The sequence below is a fragment of the Nonomuraea sp. NPDC049725 genome, assembly GCF_040674795.1.
GTDB classification, from domain to species: Bacteria; Actinomycetota; Actinomycetes; order Streptosporangiales; family Streptosporangiaceae; genus Nonomuraea; species Nonomuraea ceibae.
The window spans coordinates 249,833-264,175 of record NZ_JBFANJ010000011.1 but is presented as its reverse complement, the minus strand read 5'-3'; the positions used below and the strand labels follow the sequence as shown (position 1 = coordinate 264,175).

The window sequence follows — 14,343 nt, the reverse complement described above, 5'->3', positions numbered from 1 at the left end:
CTTGATCGGTGATCGGCGTGGTCGGTCGTGTCAGGGGCGGGAGGGGACGACGTCGGCGTGCAGGTCGGCCAGGGCCTGGCGCACCAGCGCGGGCAGGTGGCCGAGGCCGGGCAGGCGGGCGTCGAAGGCGTACGAGAACGAGACCGTCCGCCGGCCGGGCAGGACGGCGACCTGACCTCCCGCGCCGGGCAGCAGCGAGGGCACGGCGAAGATCTCGTGGGCAGGCGGGAGCGCGGTGGCGCCGTGGAGGAGCGTCAGGCCGAGGCTGTCACGCAGCGGGCGGCGCGCGGCGGAAGCGGCCAGGCGGGCCAGTACGTGGCTGAAGGTGGCGGACATCGCGGAGGCGTGCGGGCCGCGCCGGTGTCGGGCCAGTTCGGCCAGACCGGTCTGCTCGGCGACGGCTCGCAGGCGGGTACGGGGGGTGGGTTCGGCGCTCGGCAGCCGGATGGGCATGAGGACGGCGTGGTTGCCCAGGCCGTCGTCGTGGCGGCGATCGCGCCGCCCGATCGGGAAGGAGAGCACCGGCTGCCCGAGGGGGCGGCGCGGCTCGGGCGGGAGCGGGCCGGCCGGGGCGGGACCGGCCTCCGTCCACTCCTTGACGACGCCGGCCAGGAGCGCCGCGGCGATCTGGGCGAAGCTGGTCCCTGTCGAGCGGGCGATGTCGCGGAACGCGCCGGCGTCGAGGCTGACGGAGCCGAGGTGCCGGGTGGCGGGGGCGTCCGTCGCCGGCGGATGCCAGGGCTCGGTGGCGGAGGCGAAGCGGGCGATGTCACCGATGGCCTGGCGGATGGCGGCGCCGCCGGGGCGCCCGCGTCCGCCGCCCGGGGCGGCGGCGGGCGGGGGCAGCGTGCGGCCCAGGGCGAGCGCGCTGATCGTGCGGGCGACGGAGAGCCCGTCCTGGAAGACGTGGTGGGCCCGGTAGCACAGCAGGTGCTCGTCGGCGGCGTGACCCTCGACGACCACGAGGCTCCACAGCGGCCTGGACCGGGGCAGGGGGTGCTCGCGCAACGCCTGGCCGACCGCCTGGCACGGGTCCTGGCCGGGCGCGGCGTGGTGGTGCCGTACGTGATGGGCGGGGTCGAACGCGGGGTCGGGCTCCCAGCGCACCCGCCGGCCCGTTCCCGTCAGCCGGTAGGTCAGCGCGCGGGCCCGGACGGCGGCGTCGCCGATCAGGCGGTGCAAGCGGTGGCCGGAGGGCGGCGGTCCCGGGAGGCGCACGGCGACGCCCAGGTGCAGGTCGGCGTCCCTGGCCGGGTCCGCCTCGTGGGCCAGCCGAAGCAGGAAGCGGTCGTTGACCGTCAGCGGCACCGCCGTGGTCCGTGCGGCGGTCGTGGGCTGATCTGCGGTCGTGGGCATGGTGCTGTGTCCTCAGGTCACGGGAGCGATGATCAAGGAGGCGTTGTGGCCGCCGAACCCGAACGAGTTCGACAGCACCGCTCCCGCCGGCAGCGGCCGGGCCTCGCGCACCACGTCGACCTCGCAGCGCGGGTCGGGCGTGCCGAGGTTGGCCGTCGGCGGGACGGTCCCGTGGGCGAGCGTCAGCACGGCGGCGACCGCTTCGATGGCGCCCGCCGCTCCGAGCGCGTGGCCGGTCACCGCCTTGACGGCGGTGACCGGCACCCCGTGCGGCCCGAACAGGCGGGTGATGGCCTGCGCCTCGGTCAGGTCGTTGAGCTGGGTGCCGGTCCCGTGCGCGTTGACGTGGGAGACCTGGCCGGGCGACAGCCCGGCGTCGCCGAGGGCCGCGCGCATGCACCGGTAGGCGCCCTCGCCCTCGGGGGCCGGGGCGAGCAGGTGGTGGGCGTCGTTGGTGCGCCCGTAGCCGGCGAGCTCGGCGTGCACGTGCGCGCCACGGGCGCGGGCTCCGTCGAGCGTCTCCAGGATCAGGAACGCGGCCCCTTCGGCCAGCACGAAGCCGTCGCGTCCGGCGTCGAACGGCCGGCAGGCGCGCTGAGGTTCGGCGGTGTGCCGCGACAGGGTCCGGCACTGGTCGAACGCCTGCAGGATGGTCGGGGTGACGCAGGCTTCCGCCCCGCCGGCGACGACGAGGTCGGCGGAGCCGTCGCGCAGCAGCCGCACGGCCTCCCCGATCGCGTGCGCGCCGGAGGCGCAGGCGGTGGTCACGGACATGCTGGGCCCGTGGATGCGGTGTCGCAGGCCGATGGCCGAGGCGGACGCGTTGCTCATGATCTTCAGGACGTGGAGAGGGCCGGGGTTCCCGCGCCCCGGGTGGCGGACGTCGAGCATGCCGTCCTCGTAGGTCTCGACCCCGCAGAACCCGATGCCGGTCACGACGGCCCGCCGCTCCGGTGGCGTCCGGATGGCGTCGTCGGCCCCGAAGGCGTCGTCGAACGCGTCGGCGGCCGCGCAGACGGCCAGCTTGCTCACCCGGTCGAGGTGGCGGGCCTGCCGGGGAGTCAGGTACGGCGCGGTGTCGAGGTCGCCGACCTGGCAGGCGACGTCGACGCCGAGGCCGCTGGTGTCGAAGGAGGTGATGCGCCGTGCTGTGGAGCGCCCGCTGATCAGCGCGTCCCACAGGTGTTTGGGGTGGGCTCCGGCGGCGGTGCGCACGCCCAGTCCCGTCACCGCTACCCGCGCCCGCGACGTCATCGAGCCTCCCCCTTGATCGGTGGTCCTGCCGATCAGCCTCGCTCATCGGAGGCCGGGAGATCGGCGCGCGACGCGCCACGTCCGGGCAAGAAGTGGATCAGAACAGGCAATGACTCCCCGGGCCGGTGTTGCGCCTTGAATGCCACCACCCCGTCACTCACAGTAGCCGCGTGCGAAGCCCATCGGATCATGACCAGGTGCCGATCCTGCGGCATCACACCCAGTTGCGTGCGGCTCCGGACCCGGCGGGCGGGGACGGGACGTGCCCGCTGCCCTCCCCGCGGGTGATCCTGGAGGAGGCGGGCGACGACCTCGACCGGGTGCGCCGATCGTGGCGGGACGCGCGTTATGACCGGTTCCGGCCGCGCGCCTTCCGCGCTGTCGCGGACCACCTCGCCGCCGCGCTCGCCGCGCTGGCCGGGCGGCAGGGCGAGCCGTTCACGGTGGACGACCTGGTCGCCGCCGGGATGCTGCCCCGGCACGTCCGGCTGGTCAACACCGCGCTGGCCATGCTGGAGGCGGACGGCCTGGCGCGGGCGTGTCCCGGCGGGCGGTGGCGGCTCGGCGTCCCGGCCGACCCCGGCGAGCTCGCCCGGGGCCTGCTGCGCGACCATCCGGCCTTCTCCACCGAGGTGCTGCTGGTCAGCCGGATGTGCCGGGAGCTGCCTGACGTGCTGCGCGGCGAACGTGACCCGCGCGAGCTGCTGAGCCGCGACGGCGGCGGCGAACTGCTGCGGCAGCTCTACGACACCGCCCCGCTCAGCCGGTTCGCCAACCAGGTGGCGCGGGCGCTCCTCGGCCGCATCGTCGCGGCCCTGCCGGACGACCGGCCGTTGCGCGTGCTGGAGGTGGGCGCGGGCACCGGCGGCACCACCGCCGCGCTGCTGCCGCTGCTGCCGCCGCACCTGACCCGCTACACCTTCACCGACGTGTGGCCGCTGTTCCACGCCACCGCCCGCCGCCGGTTCGCCTGCTACGACTTCGTCGACTACCGGCGGCTCGACCTCGACGAGGACCCCGCCGCTCAGAGCTTCCCCGAAGACGCGTACGACGTGGTGGTCACCGCCAACGCCCTGCACACCGCCCGCGATGTGCGCGCCGCCCTGGAACGGGTGCGCCGCCTGCTCGCACCCGGCGGGCACCTCCTGGCCGTCGAGACGCACGACCCGCGCCTGATGATCGGCATCTTCGGCGCGCTGGACAGCTTCTGGCCCATGGCGGACCACCGGCTGCGGCCCGACAGCCTGCTGCTCACGCGCGAGCAGTGGCCGCCGCTGCTCGGCGCGTGCGGCTTCACCGGCGTCGTGCAGACCGGCGACGACAGCGGTCCCGCCCGCGACGATCTGTCGATCACGCTGGCCGCCCGCCCACTCCCCCGGAGCCGGTCGCGGGCCGCGGCGGCGCCGCCGCCGACCGGGACGCGGTGGATCGTCGCCGCCGAGGACGCCGGTGAGCTGCCGTTCGCGCAGGCGGTGGCCCGCCTGCTGACCGCCGATGGGCATGCGGCGGGACAGGGCGGCGCCGTGGCCGTGCTGAGCACGCCCGATCCCGGCCGCTGGCGGACGCTGCTGGCCTCCGGGCCGCCCACCGGCGCGGTGGGCGTCGTCCTCGTCGCGGCCGAGCGCACCGACGGCGCCGGGAGCGACGACGAGCCGCGCCTGCGGCTGGACGAGGCCGTCGAACGGATGCTGGTCCTCAAGGCGATCGCCCTAGCCTGCGACGACCTTCCCGCCGGGCTGAAACGGTCGTTGTCCGTGGTGACCCGCCCGAGCGGCGCGCTGCCCGCGCCCGAGGAGCCGCTGGTCCCCGCCGACGCGGTGCTGTGGGGCGCCGCCCGCGCCCTGGCCGGTGAGGACGCCCGGCTACGGGTTCCGCGCATCAGCCTGCACCGCACCGGCGACCTCGCGGCCGACGCCCGGCGGCTGGCCCGCGAGCTGCTGTCCCCGCCGGGCGAGGGCGAGGTCGCGCTCACCCGCCGGGGCCGCTTCGTCGTGCGGGAGATGCCGTACGAGCCCCTCGACACGGGAACCGGCCCCTGCGTCCTGGGCTTCGACGACCTGGGCCGGGCGCCGTACTGGACACGGGCCGAACCGGCGCGGCCGCCCGGCCCCGGCGCGGTCGTCATCGAGGCTCGGGCCGTCTCGTGGAGCGGGCCGGACACCTGGTGGACGTGCGCGGGCCGGATCACGGCGGTGGGGCGGGGGGTGCGCGAGGTCGCCGTCGGCGACCGGGTCGTGGGGGTGGGCGGCGGCGCGCCCGGCTCCCACCTGAGCACCACCGCCCGGCTGGTGCGGGAGATTCCCGCCGGCATGGGCTTCGCCGAGGCCGCCGTCAGGCCGGGGCCGGTCATGCGGGCGCGCCGGGCGCTGGCGGCGGTGGGGCTGTCGGCAGGCAGCACGCTGGTGCTGCACGACGCCACCGCCACCGGCCTCGCGGCGTTGCACCTGGCTCTCCGGCAGGGCGCCCGAGTCGTCGCGCTCGCGCGGCATCCGGGGCAGCGGGACCTGCTGGACCGGCTCGGCTCCCATGAGGTCGTGGACGCCGCCGATCCGGACGTGGTCGCGCGGGTGCTGGCCCGCACCGGCGGGCGCGGAGCCGACGTGCTGGCCGGAGCCGTGCCGGAGAGCTGGCGCGCGATGCTCGCCCCGGCCGGGCGGCACGCCTGCCTCGACGCCGCCGGCCCGCCCGATCCCCGGCTGTTCCACGAGGTCATGGACGCCGCACGGGACGGCCTGGACCCGGTGCCGCCGTACCACGTCCATCCCGCCGCCCGGGTGGGTGAGGTGTGGGCGGAGCGGCGCGCGGCGGCGGTCGCGCTGTCGTTCGACCCGCTGGACGGGCCCGTCCGGGCCCGGCCGCGGGCCGTGGAGCTGCGCCCGGACCCGCAGGGCGCCTATCTCGTGATCGGGGGCGTGGGCGGGTTCGGCGCCGCCGCCGCGCGCCGGTTGGCCGAGCGCGGCGCCCGCCGGCTCGCGCTGGTCTCCCGCCGGGGCGAGGCGGCGCCCGAGGCCGCCGCCGTCGCGGCCGGGCTCCGCGCCCTGGGGGCGCGGGTGAGCGTGCACGCCGCCGACGTCACCGACCTGGCCGCGATGGCGGCGGTGCTGAAGAGCGTCGACGCGGGCGAGCATCCCTTGCGCGGCGTCGTGCACGCCGCCATGGCGCCCACCCTGAGCGAGGTGCGGCAGCTGACCGCCCGGCACATGGCCGACGTGCTGGGCTGCAAGATGGCCGGCGCGCTGGTGCTCCATCGACTGCTGGAAGGCCGGGACCTGGACCTGGTCTGGCTGTTCTCCTCCATCAGCGGCACCTACGGCGGGGCGCGGCAGGCGGCGTACGCGGCGGGCAACGTGTTCGTGGAGGCGCTGATCCGACGGCGCCGCCACCTCGGGCTTCCCGGCCACGCCACCGCGTGGGGCACGATCGCGGACACCGGCTTCGTGGCCCGCCACGGCGCGGTGCCGCTGCTCAGCGCGTACGGCTTCGCGCCCATGCCGTCGGAGGCGGCGCTGACACTGGCCGAGCGGATGATGGCGGCGGACGTGGCCGTCGCCGCCGTGTCCAGTCCCGACGCCCGGCGGCTGCGCGTCGGCGATGACGAGGCCGCCCGGTTGGGGCCGCTGCTGGCTTCCCAAGGCAACAACCGTTCTTGACCGGACACGCGGAGCCGGGACGGCACGGCCCGCGGGCGTCCGCGAGATGCTGAAAACCTGAAGATCAACGGAAAGGTGGCGACCCGTGCCGAAAGAAGAGATCCTGCTCCTCATCCGCCGGTACTGCGCTGAGATCTTCGCGCTCGACCTCGCCGACGTGACCCCGGACACCGCCTTCGACGATCTCCAGGCCGACAGCATGGCCCTGATCGAGCTGCACACCGCGCTCGGCCGGCACGAGCTGCACGTCGACCTGTTCGACTTCCGGATGTCGATGACCCTCGCCGAGGCCGCGGAGCTGGCCCACCGTGCGCAGCCGGCCCCGGCTCCCTGACGCCCCGGTGGGGCGGCGGCCCGGCGCGCCGATCCCGCTGGACGGAGGTGACCTGGCGTTCCTGTCCTGGCTCGGCACGGACCGCGATCCGCTGCTGCACATCGCGCTGGCGGCGCGCCTGCCGGGTCCCGTTCCGTCCGCCCCGCAGCTGTGCCGGCTGGCCGCCGAGACGGCCGCCCGGGCCCCGGTGCTCACCTACCGGCTGACCGGCGCCGGGCGGCACGCCCGCTGGGAGCCGGACCCGGCCTTCGACCCGGCGCACCACGTGGCGCACCGCCGGGTGCCACCGGGCGCGGACGTGCGGCAGGCGGTGATCGACGCCGTCCGCGAGCTGCCCCTGCATCCTCGGCGGCCGCTGTGGACGCTGATGGTGATCCACGGGCATCGCGACGACGAGCACGTGCTGTGTTACCGGGTGCATCACGGCTTCCAGGACGGGGTGGGCGCCGCGCGGACGGTCAACGCCGTTCTCCTGGGCAAGCCGTTGTCCACGCCGGTCTCGCGGGCGCCCGCGAAACCGGCGGCGGGCCGCTGGCTGCGCCTGATGACGACCGGGGCGCGGCTGGCGGGGCGGTCGGCCCGGCTGCGCCCGCCGGCCACCACGGCCGGCGGCGGCACCCGGCTGCGGGTCCACCACTGCGACGCCGCGCCGCTGACCGCCATCGCGGCCGAGACCGGCGCGAGCCTCACGCAGGTGGCCCTGACCGTCCTGACAGGCGCGCTGCGCTCGTGGAACCCGCGTCACTGGGAGCGCGGCCGGCCGGCCCGCCGGGGGCTCACGATCTCCTTCCCGCTCAACCTGAGCGGGCGGCTGCACGACGGCGGCCTGGGGAACGGCTGCATCAGCGTGCCGGTCGTCCTGCCCTGCGGGGAACCGTGCCCCCGGGGACGCCTGCGCCGCGTCATGGCGGAGACCGGCTTCGAGCGGCTGTCGAGGTATCGCCACGACCGCTACCTGCTGCGTTCTCCCCTGCTGGCCTGGGGGGCGGGCGCGGTGATCGGCTCCCGGGCGATGGAGCGGCTGCTGTTGCGGGGCGCCGCCGGAGGGCTGGTGGTGAGCGCCATAGCCGCCGGTGACAGCCTGCCGGTCGACCGGTGTTTCGCGGTGCCGCCGACGCTGGACTTCGGCGGCGGCGTGATGGCGATCGTGCACGGCGGCGGGTCGGTGGTGTTCTCCGGCCTCTGGTCGCGCTCGCTCGGCGGTACGGAGCGCCTGGCCGGGCTTCTTGACGCGGCGGTGGGGGAGCTGGCTGCCGCCGTCGGCGTGGGCGGCAGTCCTGGCTCGCCGGTGGGCGGGGCCGCCGTCAGGCGATGAAGGAGATCTTGCCGGTGCCGGTCACGGCGGCGATGCCGGTGGTGGTGCACGTGGTGATGTCGGAGGTGGGGATGGCGCTGCCCGCCACGGACGCCCCGGCCAGCCGTCCCTTGGTCACCTTGCCGCCGAGCAGCATGTCGCCGGGGTTGTAGCTCTTGACGCTCCTGGCCGCCTCGATGGCGGAGTGATCGGGCTTGATCACGGAGGTGCCGGCGGGCCGCTTGTCGGCGTCGTACCAGGTGATCCGGCCGGTGGCGCTGATGTCGTCGACGTTGGTGCACGAGCCCAGGCCGGTGCCGTGGGCGGTCAGCCAGCCCGAGCGCAGCCGGGCGTGGGCGCCGTTGGGCGAGGTGCAGTGGGTCAGCGCCAGGGTGGCGCGGGCGGTGATGCGGCGCACGGTCATGCTGACGGGCGGGTCGAGGGTGATCGGCCGGCCGGGGGTGGTGCTGACCGTGCAGGTCACCAGCTTCTGGCCGGTGTGCGCGGCCACCTGGGGCGTGGCGGCGAGCAGGGACACGACGGCGGCGGCGGCCGGGAGGGCCGTGCTGCGGATCCGTCCGCTGGCGGGCAGGGTGAACATCTCATCTCCTGGCAGTGGGTAACTGATCAGTTACAGAAATAGCACGACAGGTGCCGATACCTTGCCAGCCGCGCGGGCGCGTCAGCCGGTCGGCGGGCCGTCAACCGGCCTCAGGGGCGGCAGCAGCCGGGCCAGCGGCCGGGGCAGCCACCAGTTGCGGTGGCCGAGCAGGCGCATCAGCGCGGGGACGAGGACCATGCGGATGAGCGTGGCGTCGATGATGATCGCGACGGCCACGGCGAATCCCGCCTGCTGGAAGTCGTGCCGGTGGGTGAACAGCAGACCCGCGAAGGTGACGGCGATGATGGCGGCGGCGAGCGTGATGGGCCGGGCGGTGTGCCGCAGGCCGTGCAGCACGGCGGCGGTGTTGTCACCGGTGCGCCGGTAGTGCTCGGCGATGCGGTGCACCAGGAACACCTCGTAGTCCATGGACAGGCCGAACACGACGGTCAGGGCCAGCAGCGGCACCGCCGCGTTGATGTCACCGGTGGAGCCCGTGCCCTGGAAGCACAGGGTGACCAGGCCGAGGGTGGCTCCCACGGACAGCAGGTTCATCGCGATCGCCTTCAGCGGGATCAGCAGGCTGCGGAAGGTGATCAGCAGCAGGACGAACGACGCCAGCAGCACCAGCGCGATCACCTGCCACGCGCGGCCGCGCATCTCGTCGTAGACCTCGGCCAGCATGGCCGCCGCCCCTGTCATGAGCACCCGCTGGCCGGCGGGCAGCGATTCCTGGGCCGTCCGGCCGATGTCGCGCACCAGGTCGGCGGCGTCGGTACTGTCGGGGGCGCCGCGGCCGGCGATGGTGACCAGCGTGAGGTCCCGGCCGTTGTCGATGGCGCCGGTCATCGTCACGCGCGGATCGCGTTCGAGGGCGGCGGTGAGCGCACTGGGATCGACCGGGCCCGCGCCGGGTGCGTGGGGCAGGGCCAGCAGGGTCAGGTTGGCGAGGTGGTCGTCCTCCATCTGGGCGAGCCCGTGGCCCACGTCGGTCCTGGCCAGGGTGTGGCGGTCGAAGTGCAGGCCCAGGCGCAGGTCCAGCGCGGGGACGGCGGCCAGCAGCAGAAGAAGGGCGGCGGCGAGCGCGTACCGGCCGGGGCGGCGCATGAGGTGCCCGGCCATGCGCAGCCAGGCGGGCGGGCGGTCGTCCCGCCGGGCACGCCGCCAGAGCCGCTTCGTCGGCTCCAGCCGCCGGTCGAGGAGCACCAGCAGCGCGGGAGCCAGGGTCAGAGCCGCCGTGAGCGTGAGGAACGCGGCCAGCACGGCCGCCAGCGCCATGCTGAGCACCGCCGGCGCGGGGATGATCAGCATGCAGGCGGCGGTGATCATGATGATCGTCGCGCACCAGCAGACGGTGCTGCCGGCCGTGGCGACGGCGTGAGCGGCGGCCTCGCGCGGCCCGCCGCCCTCCCGGCGGCCCTGGCGGTAGCGCAGCAGGATGAGCAGGCAGTAGTCCAGCCCCAGGGCCAGGCAGATCGTCACGGTCGCGGTCAGCAGCGTCGAGTCGATCCCGATGGCGGCGCCGCCCAGCGCCAGCACCCCCAGGCTGAGCAGCCCCGCGCCGCCCGCCACGAGCAGCGGCACGGCCACGGCCCCGGCCGCCCCGAGTCCCACGACGAGCAGGAACAGGATCAGCGGAACCGTCACCAGCTCCATCCGGCGCAGGTCGTCCAGGTCGGCGCGGATCAGCTCGGCGAACACCGGGCTCACGCCCACCAGCGCGACCGTCACCGTCCCGCCGGAGGCGTCGCGGGCCGCCCTTGCGGCCGTCGCGATCTGGCCGGGCAGGTTCCGCTGGCGGGCGCGTTCGTCGCCGTGCACGCCGGCCATCACGTACGCGTGATGGGGGTTGACCTGGGCGGGCGAGGGAAGCGGCTGCAGGCCGCCGATGTCCGGGCGGGCGTGCAGCGCCTCCACCACCGCCGCCACCGCCCGCTGGTAGCGCGGGTCGCGGGAGCGGAGCGTCGCGGAGTCGAACGCGAGCACCAGCTGCTCGTCGCCCTGGTGCGGGAAGCTGCGGGCGATCAAGGCGGCGGCCTCGGCCGAGGCCGAACCCCGCAGCTCCAGCGGGGGCGGGCTCAGCCGTTGCAGCAGGCCGGGCACCAGGGCGGCCGCGGCGGCGGCCAGCACCAGCCAGACCGCCACGACCAGCCGGGCGTGCGCGGCCGAGGCGGCTCCCAGGCGGGCCAGGACGGCGCCGCGGCGGCTGCCGCCCCGGCGGGCCGTGCCCGGTGCGGGGACGTCGCGGCTGCGACGGCGGACGGTGCCGAGCGGCATGAGCACACCTCTCCGTGCCGGTGGGTCGAGCTACGGGAGGGGGGTGGCGGCGGTGTTGCCGGCCGGGCACGGGGCCACCGCCAGGAGCGGGACGTTCTGTACGCCGCCGCCCGTCATGAACGTCATCCCGGCCGTGACCAGAGCCTGCCCCTGCAGCGTCACGCAGAAGCTCATGAGCGGCGGGTCCCCGGCGGCGTCCGCGCCCGGCGGCGGCCCCTCGGGCGCCGCCGGCAGCACCGGAGAGGCCACCGTGTCCGGCGGCGTGCTCTCAGGCGTGCTCTCAGGCGGGCTCGCCGGCGTGGTGAGCTGCGCGGCGGGCGGCGTGGAGGGCCGGGGCGTGCCGGCCTCGGCGGTCTCGGCCGTGGCCGGGAGGATGCCGACGGCCGCGGCGGTCACGGTCAGCAGGAGCAGGGTGCGCTTGTCCACGTCGATCCTCTGATGGTCCGGCCACGTACGCGTGCTCGCGGGCGCCACGCATGCGGCCGCGGCACCCTTCAACACTTTCCGTACTATCACGATCACTCACTGCACATCGGTCGGCGCGGCCGAAGCAGCACGAAGGAGTGGCGTTCCGGACCTCGTTTCAAACGCCGCTCGATGCGGTAGCTAGCACACACATCGGTCGTCACTCTACGTAACGGAGCACGTCATGGCGCGGATCACGATGGCACTCGGCATCCTCGCGGTGGCCGTGGCGCTGCCCTTCGCCGGCGCCACCGCCGCGTCCGCGACCCCGATCCAGGCGGTCTCGATGGCCGACTGCCTGCTCGGCTCGGGCGTGGTGGTGCCGAGCGCCACCAGCCCGACCCGTCTCAGCTGCTACGGCGGCCGCTTCCACGGGCAGCCCGTGGGCGGCCTCGCCTGACGTACGGCGGCGCGGCCGGCCGCTCACCAGCGCAGGAGCACCGTTCCCGCGCTGAGGCCGCTGGCCACCCCGACGAGGGCGACCAGATCGCCGCGCCGCACCCGCCCGCTCCGCGCCGCCTCGTGCAGTTGCGCGGGAAGGGTGGCGGCGACGAGGTTGCCGTGCTCGGCGATGGTCACGACGACCTTGTCCAGGGGAATGCCCGCGCCTTCGCAGAACGAGCGCAGCGACGGCAGCGACGCCTGGTGGACGCAGATCGCGGCCAGGTCGTCCCAGCCGACGCCGTGCTCCCGCAGCGGTTGCGTCAGCACGTCGAGGTCGAGCTTGTGCACGGCCACGGCCAGTCCCACGGCGTCGACGGTGAACGGGCCGGTCACGTGCCCGCCTGATTCCAGCCGCCGGAACGGCATGACCGCCGCGGGCCAGAACTCCGGCACGGCGCAGAAGCGGTGCCCCATGATCCCGGGGACGGCCGCGGCCTCGAGCAGCAGCGCGGCCCCGGAGTCCGACACCGTGTAGGACGGGATGGCGGCCCGGAACTCCTGCTCACAGCCCACGCGCCAGCGGATGGCGCTGGTCGCCACCTCGCCGCAGACGACCAGGACCGTACGGTAGCGGCGCGCGGTGATCAGCGTGTCGGCCAGCTCGATCGCGTTCAGCACGCTGTTGCAGGCGTTGCGCACGTCGAACGCGGCACAGCCCGCCCCCAGCTCGGCCGCCACCATGTGCGCGGTGGCCGGCTCCACCGCGTCCAGGGACACGCCCGCGAAGATGATCAGATCCAGCGCCGCCGGCGGGTGTCCGGTGCGCGCCAGCAGCTCGCGGGCCGCCGTCACCGCGAGGTCGCGGGCCCGCTGGTCCGCGTCCGCCACATGGCGGCTGCTCACGCCGGTGACGCACTCGATCAGCTTGCGCGGGATCGGCACGCCGGGATTGAGGCCGGCGAGCCGGTCCTCGAGCTCGGTCGTGGTGAGGCTGGTGCCGGGCAGATACAGCGCCACGTCCGTGACCTGCGCGTACAACGGCGCCCCCATGGCGGCCTCCTCTAGATCAACTACGGTCAGGATAGGAACGACCCCGTTGATCACGGCGTGTGACGCGCCGCCTCGTCCCGCACCGCCAAAATTCGATCAACTCCGCTCCGCACCCGCCGTGTCCTGCCTGGCAGGCCGCCCCCGTCGCCGAGACTGGCCCGGATGTGGCCGCCCTGGCCGAGCGACGGGAGTGGGACCGTGAGCGACGACGAGATCGAGACCGTGGTGCGGAACACCTGCGCGCAGGTCCTGAAGACGGACCCGCGGCTGATCACGGCGCAGGCCCGGCTGCGCGAGGACCTGGACGCCGACAGCCTGGACCTCGCCGAGATCCACGTCGCCCTGGAGGAGGTGTGGGGGCCGATCCCCCGCGAGACGCTCGCGGACGTGCGAACCGTGGCCGACGTGCTGGACCAGGCCCGCCACCTCGCCGGAGAGCGGGCCTGATGCCGCCACGGACGCGCATCGCGGTGACGGGCCTGGGCGTGCGCACCCCGGCCGGCGCTAACCCGAAGGAGCTGTGGAACACGCTGCTCGGCGGGCGCTCCACCGCGCGGACGATCACCTCCTTCGACACCGAAGGGCTGGCGGTGGACTTCGCCTGCCAGATCGGCGGCCTGGACCCGGCCGGCTACCTGACCCCGAAGCAGGCGGGCCAGCTCGACCGGGTGGCGCTGCTGGCGATGTGCGCGGCCGGTGACGCGCTGGCCGACGCCGGTGCGATCACCGCGCCTCCTGAGCGTCGCGCCGTGGTGACGGGCACGGGCTTCGTCGGCACCGAGACGTACGAGCGGAGCATGCTGGACGGCCGTCAGCCGGGGCGCGGCAATCCGCCGCCCCGGTTCGTCCCCATGATCATGGCCAACGCGCCGGCCGCCGCCATCAGCATGCACCACGGTCTCCTGGGGCCGAGCTTCACGGTGGCGACGGCGTGCGCCTCCGGCGCCCACGCCATCGGCGAGGGGGCCCGCCTGCTGCGTGACGGCTCGGCCGACCTGGTGGTGGCGGGCGGGGCCGAGGCGTGCATCACGGCGACCATGCTGCTGGCCTTCGACCGCTGCCGGGCCCTGTCGCGGCGCACCGCCGAGCCCGAACGGGCCAGCAGGCCGTTCGACACCGCCCGGGACGGGTTCGTCCTGGCCGAGGGGGCGGCGTTCCTGGTCCTGGAGCCGCTGGAGGACGCGCTGCGCCGCGGCGCCCGCGTCCATGCCGAACTGGCCGGATACAGCCGCACCTCCGACGGCCACCACCTGACCGCTCCCCACCCGCAGGGGCAGGGGGCGTACCGCAGCATGCGCGCGGCGCTCGCGGACGCGGGTCTGACCACGGACGCGGTCGCGCACGTGAACGCCCACGGCAGCGGCACCCAGCTCAACGACCTGGCCGAGGCCCAGGCGATCGCCCGCCTGTTCGGGCCGGACGGCCCGCCGGTGACCTCCACCAAGGGCGTGACCGGCCACGCCATCGGCGCCGCCGGGGCCATCGAGGCGGTGGCGAGCGTGCTGACGCTCACCGAGCTGACCATCCCGCCCACGGCCAACCTCGACGAACCGGACGAGCGCTGTGACATCGACGTGGTGCGCCGGCCGGTCCCGCTCCCGTCCGGGGCGGTGGTGTCGAACTCGTTCGGCTTCGGCGGCCACAACGCCACGCTGATCTTCGCCCCGGCTTCCTGAGC

At 75.4% G+C, this 14,343-nt stretch carries 12 protein-coding genes; 6 read left to right on the top strand and 6 right to left on the bottom strand.

The window, feature by feature from the left end; genetic code table 11:
* Window positions 1-30: 30 nt before the first annotated feature.
* A complete protein-coding gene (locus tag AB0J53_RS28475) occupies window positions 31-1,356 on the bottom strand; it encodes a wax ester/triacylglycerol synthase domain-containing protein (protein WP_364177921.1) in 1,326 nt (441 codons plus the stop codon).
* Window positions 1,357-1,368: 12 nt separating this feature from the next.
* Window positions 1,369-2,610: a beta-ketoacyl-[acyl-carrier-protein] synthase family protein gene (locus AB0J53_RS28470; protein WP_364177918.1), complete on the bottom strand. Its 1,242-nt coding sequence runs from the start codon at window positions 2,608-2,610 to the stop codon at window positions 1,369-1,371.
* A 170-nt stretch (window positions 2,611-2,780) separates the two neighbouring features.
* Here AB0J53_RS28470 and AB0J53_RS28465 point away from each other — a divergent pair, with 170 nt between their 5' ends.
* The 3 genes from AB0J53_RS28465 to AB0J53_RS28455 all read left to right on the top strand — a co-directional run bounded on the left by AB0J53_RS28465 (window position 2,781) and on the right by AB0J53_RS28455 (window position 7,909).
* Window positions 2,781-6,260: an SDR family NAD(P)-dependent oxidoreductase gene (locus tag AB0J53_RS28465; protein WP_364177915.1), complete on the top strand. Its 3,480-nt coding sequence runs from the start codon at window positions 2,781-2,783 to the stop codon at window positions 6,258-6,260.
* 85 nt (window positions 6,261-6,345) lie between these two features.
* Window positions 6,346-6,594 (top strand): acyl carrier protein, encoded by a 249-nt coding sequence (locus AB0J53_RS28460; protein ID WP_219517033.1) that lies wholly within the window; start codon window positions 6,346-6,348, stop codon window positions 6,592-6,594.
* On the top strand, window positions 6,569-7,909 hold the full coding sequence (locus AB0J53_RS28455) for a wax ester/triacylglycerol synthase domain-containing protein (RefSeq protein WP_364177912.1): 1,341 nt from the start codon (window positions 6,569-6,571) through the stop codon (window positions 7,907-7,909). The genes AB0J53_RS28460 and AB0J53_RS28455 overlap by 26 nt, the downstream gene beginning before the upstream one ends.
* Here the strand turns inward: AB0J53_RS28455 and AB0J53_RS28450 are convergent.
* The 3 genes from AB0J53_RS28450 to AB0J53_RS28440 form a co-directional block, all read right to left on the bottom strand.
* Window positions 7,899-8,489 (bottom strand): hypothetical protein, encoded by a 591-nt coding sequence (locus AB0J53_RS28450; protein ID WP_364177909.1) that lies wholly within the window; start codon window positions 8,487-8,489, stop codon window positions 7,899-7,901. The genes AB0J53_RS28455 and AB0J53_RS28450 overlap by 11 nt on opposite strands.
* Before the next feature lie 81 nt (window positions 8,490-8,570).
* Window positions 8,571-10,766, bottom strand: a complete 2,196-nt coding sequence (locus AB0J53_RS28445) for an MMPL family transporter (RefSeq protein WP_364177906.1) — start codon at window positions 10,764-10,766, stop codon at window positions 8,571-8,573.
* A gap of 30 nt (window positions 10,767-10,796) precedes the next feature.
* Window positions 10,797-11,192, bottom strand: a complete 396-nt coding sequence (locus tag AB0J53_RS28440; protein WP_364177903.1) for a hypothetical protein — start codon at window positions 11,190-11,192, stop codon at window positions 10,797-10,799.
* A gap of 223 nt (window positions 11,193-11,415) precedes the next feature.
* Between AB0J53_RS28440 and AB0J53_RS28435 the strand changes: the two genes are divergently transcribed.
* Entirely contained in the window at window positions 11,416-11,631 is a 216-nt protein-coding gene (locus tag AB0J53_RS28435) for a hypothetical protein (protein ID WP_219509123.1), read from the top strand.
* Window positions 11,632-11,654: 23 nt separating this feature from the next.
* Here AB0J53_RS28435 and AB0J53_RS28430 read toward each other — a convergent pair whose 3' ends face one another.
* Window positions 11,655-12,665, bottom strand: a complete 1,011-nt coding sequence (locus AB0J53_RS28430) for a 3-oxoacyl-[acyl-carrier-protein] synthase III C-terminal domain-containing protein (protein ID WP_364177899.1) — start codon at window positions 12,663-12,665, stop codon at window positions 11,655-11,657.
* 198 nt (window positions 12,666-12,863) lie between these two features.
* Between AB0J53_RS28430 and AB0J53_RS28425 the strand changes: the two genes are divergently transcribed.
* Both AB0J53_RS28425 and AB0J53_RS28420 read left to right on the top strand, forming a co-directional pair.
* Entirely contained in the window at window positions 12,864-13,112 is a 249-nt protein-coding gene (locus tag AB0J53_RS28425; protein WP_219509125.1) for a phosphopantetheine-binding protein, read from the top strand.
* Window positions 13,112-14,341 (top strand): beta-ketoacyl-[acyl-carrier-protein] synthase family protein, encoded by a 1,230-nt coding sequence (locus AB0J53_RS28420; RefSeq protein ID WP_364177896.1) that lies wholly within the window; start codon window positions 13,112-13,114, stop codon window positions 14,339-14,341. Before AB0J53_RS28425 ends, AB0J53_RS28420 begins: the two co-directional genes overlap by 1 nt.
* Window positions 14,342-14,343 lie beyond the last annotated feature (2 nt).

Coding starts and splice junctions, on each gene's coding strand:
- AB0J53_RS28420 (WP_364177896.1), top strand. CDS start 13,112: ATGCCGCCACGGACGCGCATCGCGGTGACGGGCCTGGGCGTGCGCACC.
- AB0J53_RS28435 (WP_219509123.1), top strand. CDS start 11,416: ATGGCGCGGATCACGATGGCACTCGGCATCCTCGCGGTGGCCGTGGCG.
- AB0J53_RS28475 (WP_364177921.1), bottom strand. CDS start 1,356: ATGCCCACGACCGCAGATCAGCCCACGACCGCCGCACGGACCACGGCG.
- AB0J53_RS28430 (WP_364177899.1), bottom strand. CDS start 12,665: ATGGGGGCGCCGTTGTACGCGCAGGTCACGGACGTGGCGCTGTATCTG.
- AB0J53_RS28470 (WP_364177918.1), bottom strand. CDS start 2,610: ATGACGTCGCGGGCGCGGGTAGCGGTGACGGGACTGGGCGTGCGCACC.
- AB0J53_RS28445 (WP_364177906.1), bottom strand. CDS start 10,766: ATGCCGCTCGGCACCGTCCGCCGTCGCAGCCGCGACGTCCCCGCACCG.
- AB0J53_RS28450 (WP_364177909.1), bottom strand. CDS start 8,489: ATGTTCACCCTGCCCGCCAGCGGACGGATCCGCAGCACGGCCCTCCCG.